General features: G+C 32.1%; 21 protein-coding genes. 6 read left to right on the top strand and 15 right to left on the bottom strand.

From position 1 onward, the window contains the following. Positions 1-116 precede the first annotated feature (116 nt). The gene (locus tag M4I23_RS10725) at positions 117-482 is read left to right on the top strand and encodes a hypothetical protein (protein WP_249754387.1); all 366 of its coding nucleotides are present in this window, start codon (positions 117-119) and stop codon (positions 480-482) included. A gap of 105 nt (positions 483-587) precedes the next feature. Further along, on the top strand, positions 588-2,483 hold the full coding sequence (locus tag M4I23_RS10720; RefSeq protein WP_249754386.1) for a SulP family inorganic anion transporter: 1,896 nt from the start codon (positions 588-590) through the stop codon (positions 2,481-2,483). Between the two features lie 76 nt (positions 2,484-2,559). Here the strand turns inward: M4I23_RS10720 and M4I23_RS10715 are convergent, their stop codons facing one another. The 4 genes from M4I23_RS10715 to M4I23_RS10700 form a co-directional block, all read right to left on the bottom strand. Continuing rightward, on the bottom strand, positions 2,560-3,006 hold the full coding sequence (locus M4I23_RS10715; protein ID WP_158844563.1) for a HEAT repeat domain-containing protein: 447 nt from the start codon (positions 3,004-3,006) through the stop codon (positions 2,560-2,562). Between the two features lie 210 nt (positions 3,007-3,216). After that, positions 3,217-4,755 (bottom strand): phospholipase D family protein, encoded by a 1,539-nt coding sequence (locus tag M4I23_RS10710; protein WP_249754385.1) that lies wholly within the window; start codon positions 4,753-4,755, stop codon positions 3,217-3,219. 10 nt (positions 4,756-4,765) lie between these two features. Next, the gene (gene coaD, locus M4I23_RS10705; protein WP_158844557.1) at positions 4,766-5,221 is read right to left on the bottom strand and encodes a pantetheine-phosphate adenylyltransferase; all 456 of its coding nucleotides are present in this window, start codon (positions 5,219-5,221) and stop codon (positions 4,766-4,768) included. 144 nt (positions 5,222-5,365) lie between these two features. Continuing rightward, positions 5,366-6,340, bottom strand: a complete 975-nt coding sequence (locus tag M4I23_RS10700; protein WP_158844554.1) for a D-alanine--D-alanine ligase — start codon at positions 6,338-6,340, stop codon at positions 5,366-5,368. A gap of 160 nt (positions 6,341-6,500) precedes the next feature. On the opposite strand from M4I23_RS10700, the gene M4I23_RS10695 reads away from it, so the two are divergent. Together M4I23_RS10695 and M4I23_RS10690 are read left to right on the top strand one after the other, a co-directional pair. Continuing rightward, positions 6,501-7,055 (top strand): PASTA domain-containing protein, encoded by a 555-nt coding sequence (locus M4I23_RS10695; RefSeq protein WP_158844551.1) that lies wholly within the window; start codon positions 6,501-6,503, stop codon positions 7,053-7,055. 2 nt (positions 7,056-7,057) lie between these two features. Then, positions 7,058-8,095 carry an RluA family pseudouridine synthase gene (locus M4I23_RS10690; RefSeq protein ID WP_158844549.1) on the top strand — a complete coding sequence of 346 codons (1,038 nt, stop codon included), beginning with the start codon at positions 7,058-7,060 and terminating at the stop codon, positions 8,093-8,095. Positions 8,096-8,291: 196 nt separating this feature from the next. Here M4I23_RS10690 and M4I23_RS10685 read toward each other — a convergent pair whose 3' ends face one another. From M4I23_RS10685 to M4I23_RS10635, 11 genes are all read right to left on the bottom strand, one after another. Further along, positions 8,292-9,134, bottom strand: coding sequence for a zinc metalloprotease (locus tag M4I23_RS10685; protein ID WP_249754384.1), 843 nt, complete (start codon positions 9,132-9,134; stop codon positions 8,292-8,294). Positions 9,135-9,285: 151 nt separating this feature from the next. Beyond that, the gene (locus M4I23_RS10680) at positions 9,286-10,098 is read right to left on the bottom strand and encodes an alpha/beta hydrolase (protein ID WP_249754383.1); all 813 of its coding nucleotides are present in this window, start codon (positions 10,096-10,098) and stop codon (positions 9,286-9,288) included. Between the two features lie 336 nt (positions 10,099-10,434). After that, a complete protein-coding gene (locus tag M4I23_RS10675; RefSeq protein WP_249754382.1) occupies positions 10,435-10,713 on the bottom strand; it encodes a putative quinol monooxygenase in 279 nt (92 codons plus the stop codon). A 113-nt stretch (positions 10,714-10,826) separates the two neighbouring features. Continuing rightward, on the bottom strand, positions 10,827-11,537 hold the full coding sequence (locus M4I23_RS10670) for a 3-ketoacyl-ACP reductase (protein ID WP_249754381.1): 711 nt from the start codon (positions 11,535-11,537) through the stop codon (positions 10,827-10,829). Positions 11,538-11,655: 118 nt separating this feature from the next. Continuing rightward, positions 11,656-12,192: a YcxB family protein gene (locus M4I23_RS10665; protein WP_249754380.1), complete on the bottom strand. Its 537-nt coding sequence runs from the start codon at positions 12,190-12,192 to the stop codon at positions 11,656-11,658. A 79-nt stretch (positions 12,193-12,271) separates the two neighbouring features. After that, positions 12,272-13,321, bottom strand: coding sequence for an ACR3 family arsenite efflux transporter (arsB, locus tag M4I23_RS10660; protein ID WP_249754379.1), 1,050 nt, complete (start codon positions 13,319-13,321; stop codon positions 12,272-12,274). Between the two features lies 1 nt (position 13,322). Continuing rightward, positions 13,323-13,940 carry a low molecular weight phosphatase family protein gene (locus tag M4I23_RS10655; RefSeq protein ID WP_249754378.1) on the bottom strand — a complete coding sequence of 206 codons (618 nt, stop codon included), beginning with the start codon at positions 13,938-13,940 and terminating at the stop codon, positions 13,323-13,325. Between the two features lie 36 nt (positions 13,941-13,976). Beyond that, complete coding sequence (locus tag M4I23_RS10650) at positions 13,977-14,444, bottom strand: DUF6428 family protein (protein ID WP_158844525.1); 468 nt, start codon at positions 14,442-14,444, stop codon at positions 13,977-13,979. 40 nt (positions 14,445-14,484) lie between these two features. Further along, the gene (locus M4I23_RS10645) at positions 14,485-14,814 is read right to left on the bottom strand and encodes a helix-turn-helix transcriptional regulator (RefSeq protein ID WP_158844523.1); all 330 of its coding nucleotides are present in this window, start codon (positions 14,812-14,814) and stop codon (positions 14,485-14,487) included. A gap of 110 nt (positions 14,815-14,924) precedes the next feature. Next, on the bottom strand, positions 14,925-15,551 hold the full coding sequence (locus tag M4I23_RS10640; protein ID WP_249754377.1) for a hypothetical protein: 627 nt from the start codon (positions 15,549-15,551) through the stop codon (positions 14,925-14,927). Positions 15,552-15,615: 64 nt separating this feature from the next. Continuing rightward, the gene (locus M4I23_RS10635; protein WP_249754376.1) at positions 15,616-16,749 is read right to left on the bottom strand and encodes a histidine decarboxylase; all 1,134 of its coding nucleotides are present in this window, start codon (positions 16,747-16,749) and stop codon (positions 15,616-15,618) included. A gap of 175 nt (positions 16,750-16,924) precedes the next feature. On the opposite strand from M4I23_RS10635, the gene M4I23_RS10630 reads away from it, so the two are divergent. Together M4I23_RS10630 and M4I23_RS10625 are read left to right on the top strand one after the other, a co-directional pair. Further along, a complete protein-coding gene (locus M4I23_RS10630) occupies positions 16,925-17,377 on the top strand; it encodes an Lrp/AsnC family transcriptional regulator (protein WP_158844514.1) in 453 nt (150 codons plus the stop codon). 114 nt (positions 17,378-17,491) lie between these two features. Next, positions 17,492-18,142, top strand: coding sequence for a VOC family protein (locus tag M4I23_RS10625; protein ID WP_249754375.1), 651 nt, complete (start codon positions 17,492-17,494; stop codon positions 18,140-18,142). Positions 18,143-18,188 lie beyond the last annotated feature (46 nt).

Below are 18,188 nucleotides of genomic sequence, written 5' to 3'. Positions count from 1 at the left end.
ATAGATAGAATTTCAAAAAAAAGTATTACCTTTCACTTGTAAAATTACCTTAACAATTGTAGCACTATATAGCAGTTGTTTATTGTTTAAAAATCTCTCTGGTTCTGTTTAAAAGAATGAACATTTATAAACTGTCTTTTGGCACTATTTGTATTATTAATCCGCATTTAGTTGAGGTTATCGTTAATGATGAAGTAATCATTGATGAAGTAGAGGTTGATGAATTTCACGATTTTTTACTTAGTAATTTAGATTCTCCATTTTCCATTTTAGTAAATAAAAAGAACCATTATTCATACACGTTCGAAGCTCAAAAAATTATTGGAAATTTAGAGCAAGTAAAATCGATAGCCTTCGTTTCTAAAATAAAAGAGGGTTTGTTGGCTTTTAAAACGCTAAGCACTATAAACGGGAAAGATCAAAATGCGGTAAAGTTTTTTGATAGTCGAGCCGATGCATTGTGCTGGATAGAGCAACAGTAGTTTTTCTTTTCTCAAACGTTTTAGTTAGTGTAAAACCCAAATTATTAAGGTTCTACTTGTCTGTCCGTATATAAAACGTAAATTTGCACCTTCAAAAAATAAACTATGACAGAATTTATAAGGAAGATAATCCCTAATGCTAAAGATGATGTTTTAGCTGGTATTACAACATCATTGGCTATGATTCCGGAAGTAGTAGCTTTTGCTTTTGTGGCTCAAATTAGCCCTATTGTAGCACTTTTTGGGGCTTTTGTAATCGGTATTGTTTCTGCAATTTTTGGTGGTAGACCGGGACTTATTTCTGGTGCTGCAGGTGCAGTTGCCGTTATTTTTGTCCACATGATTCAAGAAGGGCACGCTAAAGGTCTTTTGTTTGATCAACCCGTAGAAAACATGGGTTACTTTTATTTGTTAGCGGCTGTAGTTTTAATGGGAGTTATTCAAATTTTAGCGGGTGTTTTTAAACTCGGTAAATTTGTACGATTAATTCCGCATCCAGTAATGTTAGGGTTTGTAAACGGTTTAGCTATTGTTATTTTTATGGCTCAATTGGGTATGTTTACAGAAAACACTAAAGATATTTTTGGGCAGAATATGCGTAAAACCGAATCTAAAGAACTTGTTTATAATTTTGGTGATGGTGCTGTAACAGATTTAGTTTCTAATATAGAAGTGTTTTCTATAAAAGATAAATCTGTTGTAAATGTAAAAACAGGAGCAGAGGTTTATATCATGTCCGATACTCAAGTTTTCGATGCTAAAACGAAAAAAGTAATATTCAATATAAAGGATAATGGTTTTTATTCAGTAAAAGATAGTGGTGTTGTAAAATCTAGATTACAAGGTAGTACACTTTATATAATGATTGGTCTTGTGTTGTTAACCATGCTAATTGTTTGGGGTTTACCAAAATTAACAACTAAAATCCCTGCAGCTTTAACAGCTATTTTAATAGTGACTTTAATTGCTGTTTTTGGGGGGCTTGAATCCATAAACGTTGGTGAGTTTATTAGAGATGGTGGTGGAGCTGGATTAAATGGTTTCGATGAATTATCTAAGAACCTAAATCTGGTTGAGCTATGGAGTAACCTTCCTTTTAATTTAGATACTTTAAAGTTTATTGCGCCTTATGCCTTTTTAGCGGCTTCTGTAGGATTGATTGAAACGCTAATGACTATGAATTTAGTTGATGAATTAACAGAAACTAGAGGTGATGGAAATAGAGAATGTGTAGCACAAGGAACAGGAAATATACTTAGTGGTTTGTTTGGTGGAACTGGTGGTTGCGGAATGATTGGTCAAACCGTTATAAATGTTAATGCTGGTGGTAGAGGGCGTTTGTCTGGTATTATGATGGCGTTAACTTTATTAACTTTCATCTTGTTTGCAGATAAATATATAGAGCAAGTGCCAATTGCAGCATTAGTTGGTGTGATGTTCATGATGGTTATTGAAACCTTTGCATGGTCTAGTTTTAGAATTATGAAAAAAATACCAAAGTCTGATGCTTTTGTATTAATCATAGTTTCTGCTGTAACTGTTTTCTTTGATTTAGCCATTGCTGTTTTTGTTGGAGTTATAATTTCGGCTTTAGTTTTTGCTTGGGAAAACGCTAAGAAAATTAGAGCAAGAAAACGCGTTTCTGAAGATGGAAAAGTTAAAACTTACGAAATTTGGGGACCATTATTTTTTGGTTCCATACAAGCATTTAATGATAAATTTGATGTTAAAACAGATCCAGAGTGTGTTGAAATTGATTTTGTAGAATCTCGTGTTAGTGATCATTCGGCAATAGAAGCTATTTTTAATATAGTTGAAAAATATAAAGCTGAAGGAAAGTCTATTAAACTGAAACATTTAAGTGACGATTGTAAGCTTCTTTTATATAAATCGAATCCTAAATTTAGAGAAGTTATAGTTGAAGATATCGATGATCCGCGTTACCATTTAGCGGCAAACCCTGAAGCTTTTCCAAAAGGACTTTCGGAATATAAATTCTAAATTAAAGTATAAAGTAATTCAGTCTTCAGTAAGTAGTCTATAAATTTGACAACCTAATGAAGACTGATAACTTATTTTACCGCATTGGTCGTTTCAATTGTGCTTTCACACGGTCAAACGATTTTTTACTTGCGCGTTCCCAACGATATATATTGTGCTTTTTATTTTTGTTTGCTTTAAACTTAGCATCACTGTCACGTACTTTTTTAGCCCAATTAAATCGTTTTTTTACAATGGCTTTAATCAGTTCGTCATTTTCTCCCATGCGTTCCAATGCATTTAAGCAAGCTACAGATACGTTTTGAACTTTATCATTTATACATTGAAGTAAAGCAGGGATAGTCGATGGGTTATTAAGTTGTTCTAAAGCCTCGGCAGCCAAACGACGTGTTTTATAATTGCCATGTTTTAAAGCGTACTCTAGTTTCTCTACGTGCTCGTTTTCCATCCAAAAATCTATTGTACGTTCTTTGGGCTGAATTAGCTTCAACTTAAAAAGTAAATATGTGATTTGGTGTAACATGGTTTTTCTATATAATCTTTAACTATATGTATAAAAATTTTTAGAAATGTTACAGTTTATTCTAGAATTACTTGTTTTGAAATATAAAAGAATGCTTAGGAAGCTCTAGTCTATATCGTGTTTTTGAAGCGTAAACATCTTTGGTTTTGATCATTAATGCGACGACTAATTAATTGGTGTTTATGTTTTTATGTTGTAAAAAAATATATATTATAATATAGCCTTAGGTAGTATTTTTCGTGTCCAAGTTTTTAAACGTTTGTAATTGCTAACTTCAGAATCTGGATTAAATTCTAAAGTCGTTTCCCAAGCGTTTTCGGGTTTAAATTCGATTTCCATACCTTTTAAAACACCTTTGGAAATTTTTTCAGAATCAACAATTACAACACATTCTGTGTTTAAATTAGCACTTCTTGGGTCTAAGTTAAAGGTGCCAATTACTGTCGTTTTATTATCAATCACCATAGATTTGGCATGAAGCCCAAAAGTAGGTTTGTAATTTAATTTTTCCTGCAATTCGCCTGTCATTATTTTTGAGCGTTCTTCTGCATCAGGACGGAATTCAAAAATTCGAACACCTGTTTCTAATAATTTTTCGCGATCGGTTTGGTAGCTGCTAAAAGCTTCAACATTATCTGTAGATGCTAAACTATTTGTTAAAATACGTATGGTAACACCTCGATCTATGGCTTTTTTAAATAAGTTTCGGCTAAGGTTAGATGTTATTAAATAAGGTGTTTGAATATCTATAGATGTTTTAGCTTTTTTTACCAAATCGACTAGTGCATCAGTAGAAATCCCACCTCCTGATAAATTATAATCTTCATCATTTTTTCCTGGTAAATCGGAAATAAAATGAACATCGTCTAGCCAAACAAGATTATCGGAATTTTTAATGTCATCAAAAGCGCTAGATAAGTTTTTAATTCGGTTTCGAACTTGTGGCCAAAAATTTTCTGGATTGCAAGCATATTCATGAAGTTTATCAAAAGTGTGTTCAGAATATAATTTTTTAGTATCACTATTAATTATTTTGGTAACATCTTCGCTTAGTGAACTATTCCAAAACGTTTCAAAAGATGATTTTACATTTCCAGCTTCTTTTCCTAATAAAAGAATATCACGATCTCTAAAATTGTATTCGTGGTCGTAATCGAAATATTCGTTGGCTATATTTCTGCCACCCGTAATAACAACCTTATCATCTACAATAAAGGTTTTGTTGTGCATACGCTGATTGGCACCTTTAAAATCGGTTGAAAATTTTTCTATTTTCTGAAAAATATTTTTACCTAAATTAATTCCGGGATTATAAATTTTAACGGAAATATTTTCGTGAGAATTAAAAGTTAAGATATCTTCAATGTCTGCATCCACCATAATATCGTCTACAATGATACGTACTTTAACACCACGATCTGCGGCTCTTACCAAATAATCGCAGGCAATAAGCCCGATATTATCAGTAGAAAATATAAAATATTGAATGTCTATGGTTTTTTCGGCATACTCAGTTAACCAGGCTCTTGCTACCATAGACCCACTACCATCTTCCAGAACATATACACCAGTTTTATCCTTCATTAAAGGGGCAACATTTTTAAGTGCATTAGATAGTGTTAAACTATCGTTTCTGTGAATATTTGAGCAAAAATTGGTAATGATATCTGCCGGTTTATCTTCTTTACAAGAAACTATAGTACAAAATATAAAAATAAAATAAACTCTAAATTTTAGGGAAAACTGCATTCAGAAACTGTTATTTAACCCGAACAGTATCGGGAACTAATTTTGTGTAATCACCATTGTTTCTAATAACGTCACGCACAATAGATGAAGCGATATAAGAAGTTTTTGCTGCTGTTAAAAGAAAAACAGTTTCAATAGGAGCAAGGTCACGGTTGGTATGTGCAATGGCTTTTTCGAATTCAAAATCGGCTGGATTTCTCAGGCCACGTAAAATAAATTCAACACCTATTTCTTGACAAAAATGGACAGTTAACCCTTCATAAGTTACTACTTTCACTTTAGGCTCGTCTGCAAAAGTTTTTTCAATAAATGCTTTTCTTTCTTCAAGAGTGAACATATATTTTTTATCGGAATTGACACCAATAGCCACAATAATTTCATCAAAAAGTGTTACCCCACGTTTTATAATATCGTAGTGTCCTAAAGTTATCGGGTCGAATGATCCTGGGAATATAGCTCGTTTCATGAAGTTTTTCTTCTTCCTAATTTAAAAGGAAATATTTATGTGTTAGTAAAGATACAATTCTAAATCTGTAAATTTTAACTACAGATTTTAGTTATGGTATTAGCAAAAATCTTTTAATACTCGAAATAGTCAACTGAAAATAGCCTATTTCAAAGCCTCTTCAATAGCACTATCAAATAAGTCACTCAAACTAATTCCTGCCACTTTTGCTTGTTGTGGCAAAATACTTTCCCGAGTTAAACCCGGAATAGTATTCATTTCTAATAAATGGGGCTCACCATCTTTAAAAATAAACTCGCTACGGCTAAAACCTTTCATTTTTAACACCTCGTAAACCTTCTTTGCTAACGTGTTTACTTTGAGTTCTTGTTCTTTTGTGAGTCTTGCAGGTGTTATTTCTTGAGATTTTCCAAGATATTTAGCTTCATAATCAAAAAAATCATTTTCGGTTACAATTTCTGTTATGGGTAAAACTTTTGTTTCACCTTTATAAGTAATTACCCCAACTGAAACTTCTGTACCGTCTAAAAACGACTCTATAATAATTTCGTCATCTTCCTTAAAAGCGGTTTCAATTGAAGGTTGTAAATCTTCTTTTGTATGTGCTTTAGAAACCCCAAAACTGCTTCCGGCTTTATTCGCTTTTACAAAACAAGGTAATCCTACTTTTGCAATAATATCATCTTCATTTATAACATCGCCTTTGTTTACATAATAAGATTCTGCTGTTTTAATTCCGTAGGGTTTTAGCACACTTAAACAGTCGCGTTTATTAAAGGTAACACCCGCTTGGTACATGTTGCAACTGGTTTGTGGCATGTTTAGTAATTCAAAATAACCTTGCATTAAACCATCTTCTCCGGGAGACCCATGTATGGCGTTAAACACACAATCGAAAGTGATTTTAGTTCCATTTACAGTTACCGAAAAATCGTTTTTATCAATTGGAAACTCTGTATTATTAGTATCTACATAAACCCATTTGTCCTTAAATATATGAATTCGGTAAGCGTTATATTTTGAGTTATCAAGAGATTCAAAAACTACATTTCCGCTGGTTAAAGAAATTTTATATTCGCTAGAATAGCCTCCCATTATTATGGCAATATTTTTTTTCATTTTTATGTATTTATGCTTTCCGCGAAAGCGAAAAAATCGTTATTCCGTCTAAAACGAATAATAAAACGTAGTTATTATTCATAAAGCTAAAATATCATATAAATTGCAAAAGAAAAAACAGTTCTGTTTTTATATATTTGCCTAATAATAAAAATTATACATGAGCATTATTAAATTCCTTGTTAGCAAAACATTTTTTAAGCAATTAGCATTGGCTATCGTTGCAATTGTGGTACTTTGTTTTATTATGTTAAAATGGTTGAACGTATCTACAAATCATGGTGAGTTTGAAACTGTTCCAGATTTAAAGGGTAAATCTATAAATGTTGCCGAAATAGAGCTAAGTGAAAATAATTTAGTGATGCAAATTCAGGATTCGGCTAATTTCAATCCTAATTACCCTAAATTTTCGGTTATAGAGCAAGAGCCTATATCTGGTACACAAGTAAAAGAAAATAGAAAAATTTATTTAACATTAAACCCATCGGGATACCAAAAAATAGAGGTTCCAGATTTAAAAGAACGCACATACCGCCAAGCCAGACCAACCCTAGAAGCCTTAGGCTTTAAAGTAGGTAAGCTAACTTACGAAAACAATATTGCAGAAGATATGGTTTTACGCATGAGCTATAAAGGCAAAACAATAAAACCAAGCGATAAATTGCCGAAAACATCGGTAATAGATTTGGTTTTAGGTAATGGCAACAGACCTTAATTATGGACGCATATACACCGCAATTACCCGACGAAGATAATCTTTACGAACACCATTCATTTACTGTAGATAAAGGGCAAACACCCCTTAGAATTGATAAATATTTAATGAATTTTGTTGAAAACGCTACCCGAAATAAAATTCAGGCAGCAGCAAAAAACGGAAGTATTTTTGTTAATGATGTTCCCGTAAAATCTAATTATAAGGTAAAACCTTTTGATACTATTCGTGTGCTTTTTGCACATCCGCCATTCGAGAATTTATTGGTTGGAGAGGATATTGATATCGATGTGGTTTACGAAGATGATGACTTACTTGTGGTAAACAAAAAACCAGGAATGGTTGTGCATCCAGGTCATGGAAATTACTCCGGTACACTTATAAATGCATTAATCTATAGATTCGATAATTTACCTAATAATTCTAGCGAGCGGCCAGGTTTGGTACACCGTATTGACAAGGATACAAGCGGACTTTTAGTAGTCGCAAAAACCGAAGAGGCTATGGCACATTTATCGCTTCAATTTGCTAATAAAACCAGTGAACGTGAGTATGTTGCTATTGTTTGGGGTAATATGAACGAAGATAATGGTACGGTAGAAGGTAACATTGGTCGCCATCCTAAAAACCGTTTACAAAACACGGTGTTTTTTGGTGATGATGCCGATAAAGGTAAGCCTGCCGTAACGCATTATAGCGTTTTAGAACGTTTAGGTTACGTAACTTTGGTATCTTGTAAGTTAGAAACGGGACGTACACACCAAATTCGTGTACACATGAAACATATTGGTCATACCTTGTTTAACGACGAGCGCTATGGTGGTGAAAAAGTACTGAAAGGAACTACGTTTACCAAATACAAGCAATTTGTAGATAACTGTTTTAAAGTATTACCAAGACAGGCGCTACATGCTAAAACACTTGGTTTTGTACATCCTAGAACTGGTGAGTTTATGAGGTTTGATACCGAAATTCCAGATGATATGCAGCAATGTATTAATAAATGGAAAACGTATTCTAAACATCAAGAATTAGAATAATAATTTTTGGGCGTTACCCTAAGGGTCGGGCTTTCCGCTATATCTTTTTGCAAAGCGTTTCTGTTTGCAACATCTAGATTATAAATTAAAAGCCTTGCTCATAAAGAGTTTAGGCTTTTTTTATTTTTCAAAAAGGATGTCGCATCAATCCCTAACGCATATATCTGCTAAGTTTTAGTTAACTATCTTAAGATTTTTACACATTTGCAGGATTCAATAATCCCGTTCTATACATCATAATCTGTTCTTTAATACGGGTTTCTTGAGCTATTGTTAATTCGTTCATCCAATCATCATCTACATAATTCATATAATTGTGGATAGGAGCATAATCGCCAATAGTACAAGCGTTATGAGGTTTACCATCTTCAGGTTTTCCGTAGTTGGCGCTGCTATGTGCAGGCGTGTCTTTTACTTGATCTCCAATACCATCGCAGCCACCTTGAAACGTGTGGAATAAACCTAACCAATGCCCAACTTCATGTACTGCCGTCATCCCTAAATTGTATGGGGCAGCTGTACCTCCAGGTAAAGATTCATCTAGCATTACAACACTATCCATAACAGGATCTCCAGCTAAATCATAAGGGAATGTTGCCCAACCTAACAAGCCAGAAACTAAACCTCCAGTATAGAAATTTAAGTATTTGTGTGGATCTGCTCCTAGTGAAGTTTTGGCTTGGCGTTCGCTTGCAGATGCATGACCCATATTGTACCAGTTCTCGTTATCAATAAACTTGACTTCTTGTTCGCTATAATTAAAAGTTAGGCCAGCAGAAGCGTAAGCTGTATTTAAAAGTTCTATTTGTTGTATCCTTTGAGTTTTTGTTATCAATCCTCTTGCTCCATAAGTGATATGGTGAAATCTAACTTCTATAGATAATTCCGAAAATAATTTACGTCTAGTTTTATTAGCAGTAATCTCTTCATCAACTCGCATAATATCGATTGGTGTCGGAATTTTTGTAGCACAACCACGGCCATATCTTATAAATTCTTCTTGATCGGAAAATTCTTTGTTATTGATAAAAAAAGCCATATTTGTTGTGTTTTAGGTACTTGTTAATTATTCGTAATAAAGAAATCTTAAAAGGTTGACACTAATTTAGCTGAAATTTTTTACAAAGTCAAGTTTTTCTAATATTTACAAAAGATGTTTTTTAATAAAAGAGACTTTAATTTTAATGCGTTTATTTCGCATTCAAAGTCCAAACTAAAGCTTTTTCTTTTGTCGCTCTAAAAATCGTGCTATGCTTTTCATTTGGTTCATTACAATATTTCCATATTACATTCTCTGGCGCATTTGATAGTAAATATTTTTCGATATTGTTGGTAAATACCGAAACATCTTCGGCTCCCGAACCTGCAAACCAAAGTTTAGTTTTTTTACTTGTAAAATTTTTTAGGTAATTTGGAGTATTTTTCTCTAAAGAGTGGTTATTCCACCAAAGTGATGGATCCATGGCAATATAAAAATCGAATATTTCAGGATTTAATAAAAAGGTTTCCATAATAAAAAGTCCAGCAAGCGATTCGCCTATTATGCCTTTTTTGTTGGTTGTTTGGTATCTCTTATTTATTTCAGGAAATAGTTCACTGGTAATAAATGCTCTAAAATTTTTGGCACCATCGGTTAACGGACAATATTTGGCATCTTCTTTTTCTTGAGATGCACCCGATAAATCTCGTCTACGGTCTGTGTTTTCAATCCCTACCAAAATTATTGGCGGAATACTTTTGTTTTCTACAAGTGCTGCAATGGTGTTTGCTATATGTGGGAAATCTTCTTCTATTCCGCCGTCAGGCATATAAATTACTGGTAATGCGGTGTTATTGGTTTTAAACTCTTTTGGTATCCAAACGTTGATAACCCGTGTTTCGTTAAGATGTTGTGATACTAACGTGAAGCTGTCGTGATCTGGAATAGGATCATTGAATTTTGTGTCTTTATTGCAGCCAATAAATATCGGTAACATAAACAGTAGGTAGACTAGTTTTTTCATTTTTAGATTTTTTAATTGTGAGGGTTTTTTTCTTTTTTACTATTTGGAAGAATATGATTAGTAAAAACGAATACAATTTTATTATCAGATGTTAAACGAAATTAATTAAAAACATTCACTAGGCAAAGTATACTTTTAATTATAATTTGTTTTTTTATAGAAGAACAGCTGCGATTTCTCTTTTAAGTATGAATACAATAATAGAATCCTTACTTTTTTAACAATTAAAGAAATAATTTTCAGCTAAGCTGTATGTGCTTTTTCTGGTATGTGGATAGTGGAATTGGTAATGTATAGGGAAAGATACGATGTTGATTTATAGTATTTTTTTTACGATTAAAAAACTTCGATAATGGGGGCTTTAGATAAGAAAGGAGCGATTGCATTTACGAAATTTATAAAATGTTCCGAAGCGTTATGAAGTTCAATAGCTTCTTCGTTAATATATTTTTCATGAAAAAGGAATTCAGTTTCGTTATTGACTTCATTTAAAAGCCTATACTGTAAACAGCCAACTTCAGTATTACTTTGTGCGACCATTACTTTTGCTAATTTTAAAAACGCTTCTGTTTTTGATGCTTGAACACTAATTTGGGCAATAATTACTTTTTCCATTATTATAAATATTATGATGCATTATTGTAAAAAGCACTGTTTTTAATTCGCTTTAATTTTAAAAAAAATATAGCGAAATTTTATATTGAAAATCTCGCTATATTTATTCTTATTTATGGGTTTGTAGACCATAAAGCTGCGCTTTTTAGCATGGCGCGTCTTGGTAGTTTTAAACCTGCAACAATAAGCTCTGCAAAATCTTCTGGTTGTAAAACACTGTCTTCAGAATCTTTAGTAGCGATTCCTAAATCGATAGACATATCAGACGCGATAGTACTTGGTGTTAAAGTACAAACACGAATGTTATTTTTACGAACTTCTTTCATTAAAGATTCCGACATACCTATTACTGCAAATTTTGATGCAGAATAAGCAGATGTAGTTGCATTTCCGCTTAATCCTGCGGTAGATGATACATTTATAATATCACCTTCATTCTTTTCTATTAAGTATGGTAAAACTTCTTTTGTTACATAATACATGCCCATTACGTTGGTTTGGATAATTTGAGTCCATTGATTAACATCCATGTCGTTAAACGTTCCAAAAGCAGCAATTCCTGCATTGTTTACCAAAATATCTACAGTACCAAATGTGTCAATAATGTTTTTGATTCCTGTTTTTACTTCTTCATAATTTCCAACGTCGAAAACTGAGTAGGTTGATTTAACTCCAATAGCTTCTAATTCTGAAACGGTTTCTTTTAAAACAGCTTCGTTTCTACCTGTTATTGCTACATCTATACCTTCTTTTGCAAATGCAATAGCAGTTGCTTTTCCTAAGCCACGACCGCCGCCTGTAATGATTGCTTTTTTATTTTTCATTTTATTTTTGTGAATATATTTATAATGTTTGTTCGATAATATGTTATTGAAAACTAGTTAATTTTTTTTAAAAAGCCATAAAAATTATATTAAATCATGGTCATTAATTTGAAGTTTTTTATTTCCATTCCCAATTTAACTCATCGATATGTTCGGCTCCTAAACTTGTAACTTTCTTTATAAATTCCGCTTGGTTAATAATAGCGCGTTTTGGAACAATTAATGATAATCCTGTTTTCAGTTTAATAAAGAAATGGTTTTTTATTTCGTTCAACTCATTGAGTTCAGATCCCTTTATTTTTGTTTCGGTTGAAAAGTCTTTCGAGTATACCGAATCTTCATTAAAAGAAATTTCTATCGGCTTATTAATTCTATTTTTATAATTTTCGTCAATATGTTTTTGAAAACGTCTTTTATTGGCCCATTTAGAATATCTAGGATAAAAAACATACCATATTATACTTATTAAAACAAATGTTATTGTTATAGCATAACTTTTATCATTGATAGCTGAATAAAGCGCAAATAGTGTGTAAATGATAGGGATAATTATTCGAGTACGAAATCGTGTTTTTTTGTTTAATTTAGATTTAGAAGCCGTGTAAAGATGATATTCTAAATAGTCTGATTCTGTAAGCTCGTAATTTAAGTTCATTCGTATGTAAATTGACTAAACGAAATTAGCCAATCTATATCATAAAATCAAGCTCTTTTCGGTTTCAAAATAAAACCTTTTACTGTACAACGTTTCCGTAATATTTCTTCTTCAACCAAAATGAAACTTTTACTAATAAAATTAAAGCAGGAACTTCAACTAAAGGCCCAATAACACCAGTAAAGGCTTGGCCCGAATTTAATCCAAAAACAGCAATAGCTACGGCAATGGCTAATTCGAAATTGTTTCCAGCCGCTGTGAATGCTACCGATGCTGTTTTATCGTAAGTAGCACCAGTTGCTTTGGTAGCGAAAAAACCAATAATAAACATGGCTGTGAAGTAAATAAGTAACGGTACGGCAATGATTAAAACATCCATTGGTATTTCTACAATAAGTTCTCCTTTTAGAGAAAACATAACTACAATTGTGAATAAAAGAGCAATTAAAGTTAGCGGTGAAATTGTTGGGATAAAGGTTTCTGTATACCAAGTTTCGCCTTTTAATTTCACTAAAAAGTATCGACTTAAAATACCTAAAACAAATGGAAGTCCTAAATAAATAGCCACACTTTCTGCAATGGTTCCAATAGAAATATCGACAATAGCACCTTCAAAACCAAAGAAGGGAGGTAGTACAGTAATAAAAAGCCAGGCATAAAAACTATAAGCAAAAACTTGAAAAATACTGTTTAAAGCCACTAAGCCTGCACCGTATTCGCTGCTGCCTTCGGCTAAATCGTTCCAAACTAAAACCATAGCAATACAACGTGCTAAGCCTATTAAAATAAGGCCTACCATGTATTCTGGATAGTCATGTAGAAAAGTTATGGCTAAAACAAACATTAAAACCGGACCAATAATCCAATTTAAAAGGAGTGAAATAAATAGCAGTTTTGTGTTTTTAAAAACCATTGGTAAAAGTTTGTAATTCACTTTTGCTAGTGGTGGGTACATCATTAAAATTAAACCAATGGCAATCGGTATGTTTGTTGTACCGCTACTCATACTCTCAATTATACTTGGGAAGGTTGGTATAAAATAACCGATGCTAACGCCTATAGCCATAGCGACAAAAATCCAAAGTGTTAAATTTTTATCGAGGAAACTAAGTTTTTTTATTGATTTCATTTTAAGAGACTATTTGTGAGAACACATAAAATAATTCGGTTGCAATTTGTAAGCTACGTTCTTGATATTTTTCGGCCTGTTGTGGCGTATCATCAAAAGCTTTTGGATCTTCAAAAGTTATAGGAATTCGTTTTTCTGCACCATGAATAAACGGACAACCGTTGTCGGCTTGCGAGCAAGTCATTACAGCAGCAAAGAATGCTTTTGGGTTAAAATAGCTATCCAGTTTTTTTGAAAACCCAATAATTGGATGTGAATTATCGGAGTATTTTATGCTGTAAACAGGATTGCTAGTATCCGAAATTTTATTTATTTTAAATCCTGAATTTTCTAAAGTTTTCGCCACCATCGGGAAAAGAGCAGTTGCTTCTGTACCTCCCGAATAACAAAACACATTTTTAATATTGAAATAATGTGCCATGGTTTGTGCCCAAGTTTGCGATAAATGACTTCGCCTTGAATTGTGCGTACAAATAAAATTAATACGAATATCCTGTTTAGTATTTACTTTTAGCTGAATAAAATCTACTAATGGTTTTAATATTTCTTTGCGTGAGTCGGCTATTGTTTCAACATTGAAGGTTGAAATTACTCTATCGATATCGTTAAATACAGTCATAATTATTTTTAAAATTATTGGTGAATAGATTTAAGTTTAGCAACAACCACTTCCTGGTTTGCAAGATTCGCCAGTTTGGATATCTGAAAATTGTAATTTCGGCTTCTCAGCAGGAATACCACATTGGTCTTGTGCTAAACAATCGGTCTGTTTTGTGGTTAATAGAAAATTGGTACCATCGAAATCTAATGCAAATTTACCAATAGTTTCGGCTTGATATTCTACTTCAATTTCTAAATCTTCGATACCTAAAGTTTTTTCAGAAAGCTCAATAATGTTTAATAATTTTTCTGGGTGTAATCTATGGTCGTAATCGTTTGCATTCCAAAGTTGAAAGTTTACAACAGTTTCATTTCTAACGGTTCCACCGCAATCAATAAAATGTTTTGTTATTTTTCCAACTTCCGTAACATGAAAATGGTTTGGTACCAATTCCCCGTTTGGTAATTTAAAGGTGATTTGGCTTAATCTGCTTAATTCTTTTTTTATTTCTGATAGTTTCATGATTGAATTTATTTTTTGTGATAATACTATTAATGTTTTTTTAGCAACAATCTATTTTAGGTAAATCTTGATTTAAAAAGGTGTTCATTATTGCTTTCATATTTGTCCAGTTTTCTGCATTTATGCAGTAGCAAACACTCGTGCCTTCAACATTGCCTTTTATTAACCCTAAAAGTTTTAGTTCTTTTAAATGTTGAGATATTGTGGGTTGAGCTAAACCAATTTCGTTTACCAAATCGCCACAAACACAAGAGTTTGTTTTAAATAAATGTTCTAAAATGGCCACGCGAGCAGGATGCCCAAATACTTTTGCAAATAAGGCTATTTCGTTTTGTGAATCGGAAAATATTTCTGTTTTAGCTAATCCCATGTATCTTTATTGTTTCATTGCAATATTACGATTAATATTTGAAATGAGAAAGATTAATTTGAAATACATTAAAAGTTTGCTCTTTATTTATTTAATCGTTATAATTAATTTTAACGATTTAAAAATTCAATTTCACTTCTCGATTTCAGCCTTTTTAAAAGTGAAACAACAGTAATTCCTAAAAGAACCAAATATCCTGAGATAATTTTAAAAGTTCCAAGATTGGCTATTGCAAGTACGATACCTGCGATACCAGCTCTTCTGCCAATAATTTCATATTCAGCTCCATTTTCTATCTGATTTGCAAGATAAAAAGACCAAATAAAAACCCCTGTGATTATCAATAATGCGAAGAATTGAGGCTTAGCATACCGTACCATATTTGGGATTTCCGAACTATAATTTAAGTTAGGATTGTCGTTTTTTATAGCTTCAAAGACCTCTTTTTTAGTTTTTTCATTATCAATATAAAGCTCTTCTTCAGATTCTTTTCCGAAATATATCTTTATATAATTTTTACCACTTTGATTTTCAATTTTTGTAATATAAGAATAAGGAATGCTAAATAAATCTTTTAAGAATGTAATATCAGTTGTTTGCGGGGTTACTCTATTTAAATCATTTTCTTTTGGATTGCCTTTGTATATTGATTTATCTGCAATTAAAATAAGTTTATTAGATCTTGATTCTTTTATCTTCCAGATTTTTAGTATGTAGATTGTCTGTATTAATAGCAAAATTAAATTAATCTAAAATCAATAAATTTTTTAGATTAATACTTAAACGAAGTTATCTATTTTTTTAATACATAGCTATTGCTTTTTGGTCGCTTTTTTCTAATACAATATCTTTAACAAACTCATCAATTTGACTTTTAGTTACATTAGGCATGCAAATAATATGTGTAATATCGTCATCGGTGGCTAGTTGCCATTTTCCTTTAATAAAATCTGATACTTTTGGGAATACCACAGTAATCGACCCCGGATTGGTCCATGCTTTTATACCTCGTTTTAGAAGTTCATTTTTGCAGTATTCTGCAGTTTCCAAACTATGGCGGTAACGTTTTGCTAAACCTTCTAGACCCATTTTTTTAATGGTGTACCATAAAAATAATGGACTATGTCCGTTTCTAGAGCCTGTAATTGTGGTATCTAACGAGCCAATGTATGAAATACCTCTTGCAATTCGATCTCTTAAAGAGCGTTTGGTGATAATAACTCCCGAAGGAAATGGCGAACCAATAAATTTATGCCCGCTTATAGAAATACTATCTGCGCCATCCTTGAAATCGAAAGGTACACGTGGCTCCATAAAAGCACCGTAAGAACCAGATAATGCAGCATCGCAATGTATGTAATGGTCTTGAATGGCTAGTTTTTTTAAAATCTTTTTTACTTTAGAAACATCGTCTTTCGCTTCCATCATGGTTGTGCCAAAGGTGGTTAGAATAATGGCAGGTTTATGGCGGTTAAATTGTAAGGTATTTTCTAGATCCTCATAGTCTATTTCTCCATTCTCCTGCGATCTAATGGTAATACTCGGTATGTTTAATAAATGAATATTTTTCTTTACACTGTAATGTGTAGATTCAGAAAAATAAACCATTGCTTTTGGATATAATTCTCTGGCAAGGTAAAGACCATAAAGATTACTCTCCGATCCGCCATTGGTAACATAACCCCAATGATTTTTTGGATCTGCACGAAATAATTCAGCGAAAAACTCCACAACTTCACACTCCATTTCATGAGTTTGCACCTTATACGTGTTCTCTTCAAATGGATCTCCCACATTATTAATAGGGTATTTTAAGAATTCATTTAAGCGTGAATAATCAAAATCTTGTGCAACAGGATAACCCAAAACTTTTTCCTTATCTTCTATGAGTTGGGTTAAAAGAGAATCTATTATGGTATCTGGGTTTGTGTTCATTTTTATACTAAATTATTTTGATTATTAATTTTATTTGTTCTGTAAAACTATGGTTTATAAGTGTAAAATATTTTTATATATGAAATATTAGAAAATTAAACTATTTAATTTAGATTAACAGGATAAAAAACTATATTGAGGTTTGAGGATTTAAATGATAGAAAAATAATCTAGTATGGACGATATTGATAGACGAATTTTGATGCAACTTCAAGAGAATTCGAAGCAAAACACAAAGGAAATAGCGAGTAAAGTAGGGTTGAGTGTTACACCTACTTACGAAAGAATTAAAAAATTGGAGCAACAGCATATTATAAAATCTTATGTGGCTTTATTGGATAGGACTAAAATTGGAAAAAAGATTATTGCTTTTTGCCAGATTACCTTATTGAAGCATCAAAAAACAATGGCAGATAATTTTAATAATGAGATGTTATTGTTGCCGGAAATTATGGAGTGCCATCGAGTTTCTGGAAATTACGATTATTTACTAAAAGTAGTTGTAGATGATATTTCGGAATTTCATGAGTTTGTAAATGAGAAATTATCAACTGTAGAAGGTATTTCAACCATTCATAGCTCCTTTTTATTGAATTCCGTTAAAGATAATACAGCTTACAATTTGTAGTTATAGTTTTTATTTATGGAGTTGCGCTTGTTGTATAATATTTACTTATTTGTGAATAAGTTTTATCATTCTCATATTATAAAAAATTCCTTTTTACCAACTTATCTTTGAGTTATGAAAATAGAAGAAATCACATTATTCACTAATCAAATTGAAAGACAAAAACAGTTTTATCAAAATGTTATGGAGTTTGATTTAGTTTTTAATTCCGAAGAAAAAATAACGTTTAAAACGGGGAGTAGTTTGTTAAGTTTTCAATATAAGAAGGAGGTTAAACAAGCGCATTTTGCATTTAATATTCCATCGAATAAAATAGATGAAGCTTTAATTTGGCTGCAAAAACGTGTTACTATTTTACCTGATGGCGAAGAGAGTATTTCAAATTTTTCAAGTTGGAATGCTAAAGCTGTTTATTTTTATGATACCGATAATAATATTGTCGAGTTCATAGCAAGACGAGATTTAAATGAAGAATCATCGACAGTGTTTTCATCAAAAAGTATTATTTCAATAAGTGAAATAGGCATGGTTACCACCAATATTTCTGAGCTATATGAGGCGATTTCGAGTATAAAGCCAATTGCTGTTTTCGATGGAAACTTTAATCGTTTTTGCGCCTTAGGAAATCATGAAGGTTTGTTTATTTTAATCGATAAAACAGTTAAAACTTGGCATCCAACAGGAGAAACTGCATATACTGCAGATTTTGTGATTAAAGGTGATTACAACTTTAGTTTTGTTGATGGAGCAGTCCAAACAGCTTAAAGAAATATTGTAAATTAGATGTTTTAATAAAAAGAGAATTTTAATA

The sequence above is a fragment of the Algibacter sp. L4_22 genome (genome assembly GCF_023473045.1).
Lineage (GTDB): Bacteria > Bacteroidota > Bacteroidia > Flavobacteriales > Flavobacteriaceae > Algibacter.
Note: the sequence above shows the minus strand (reverse complement) of the source record. Positions and strands in the feature narration are given on the sequence as shown.

Bases quoted from the DNA above. Each gene is read 5' to 3' on its own strand.
- M4I23_RS10680 (WP_249754383.1), bottom strand. From the start codon at position 10,098: ATGAAAAAACTAGTCTACCTACTGTTTATGTTACCGATATTTATTGGC.
- M4I23_RS10725 (WP_249754387.1), top strand. From the start codon at position 117: ATGAACATTTATAAACTGTCTTTTGGCACTATTTGTATTATTAATCCG.
- M4I23_RS10625 (WP_249754375.1), top strand. From the start codon at position 17,492: ATGAAAATAGAAGAAATCACATTATTCACTAATCAAATTGAAAGACAA.
- M4I23_RS10645 (WP_158844523.1), bottom strand. From the start codon at position 14,814: ATGGGATTAGCTAAAACAGAAATATTTTCCGATTCACAAAACGAAATA.
- M4I23_RS10630 (WP_158844514.1), top strand. From the start codon at position 16,925: ATGGACGATATTGATAGACGAATTTTGATGCAACTTCAAGAGAATTCG.
- M4I23_RS10670 (WP_249754381.1), bottom strand. From the start codon at position 11,537: ATGAAAAATAAAAAAGCAATCATTACAGGCGGCGGTCGTGGCTTAGGA.
- M4I23_RS10650 (WP_158844525.1), bottom strand. From the start codon at position 14,444: ATGAAACTATCAGAAATAAAAAAAGAATTAAGCAGATTAAGCCAAATC.
- M4I23_RS10675 (WP_249754382.1), bottom strand. From the start codon at position 10,713: ATGGAAAAAGTAATTATTGCCCAAATTAGTGTTCAAGCATCAAAAACA.
- M4I23_RS10700 (WP_158844554.1), bottom strand. From the start codon at position 6,340: ATGAAAAAAAATATTGCCATAATAATGGGAGGCTATTCTAGCGAATAT.
- M4I23_RS10715 (WP_158844563.1), bottom strand. From the start codon at position 3,006: ATGTTACACCAAATCACATATTTACTTTTTAAGTTGAAGCTAATTCAG.
- M4I23_RS10665 (WP_249754380.1), bottom strand. From the start codon at position 12,192: ATGAACTTAAATTACGAGCTTACAGAATCAGACTATTTAGAATATCAT.
- M4I23_RS10690 (WP_158844549.1), top strand. From the start codon at position 7,058: ATGGACGCATATACACCGCAATTACCCGACGAAGATAATCTTTACGAA.
- coaD (WP_158844557.1), bottom strand. From the start codon at position 5,221: ATGAAACGAGCTATATTCCCAGGATCATTCGACCCGATAACTTTAGGA.
- arsB (WP_249754379.1), bottom strand. From the start codon at position 13,321: ATGAAATCAATAAAAAAACTTAGTTTCCTCGATAAAAATTTAACACTT.
- M4I23_RS10635 (WP_249754376.1), bottom strand. From the start codon at position 16,749: ATGAACACAAACCCAGATACCATAATAGATTCTCTTTTAACCCAACTC.
- M4I23_RS10685 (WP_249754384.1), bottom strand. From the start codon at position 9,134: ATGGCTTTTTTTATCAATAACAAAGAATTTTCCGATCAAGAAGAATTT.
- M4I23_RS10710 (WP_249754385.1), bottom strand. From the start codon at position 4,755: ATGCAGTTTTCCCTAAAATTTAGAGTTTATTTTATTTTTATATTTTGT.
- M4I23_RS10655 (WP_249754378.1), bottom strand. From the start codon at position 13,940: ATGACTGTATTTAACGATATCGATAGAGTAATTTCAACCTTCAATGTT.
- M4I23_RS10695 (WP_158844551.1), top strand. From the start codon at position 6,501: ATGAGCATTATTAAATTCCTTGTTAGCAAAACATTTTTTAAGCAATTA.
- M4I23_RS10720 (WP_249754386.1), top strand. From the start codon at position 588: ATGACAGAATTTATAAGGAAGATAATCCCTAATGCTAAAGATGATGTT.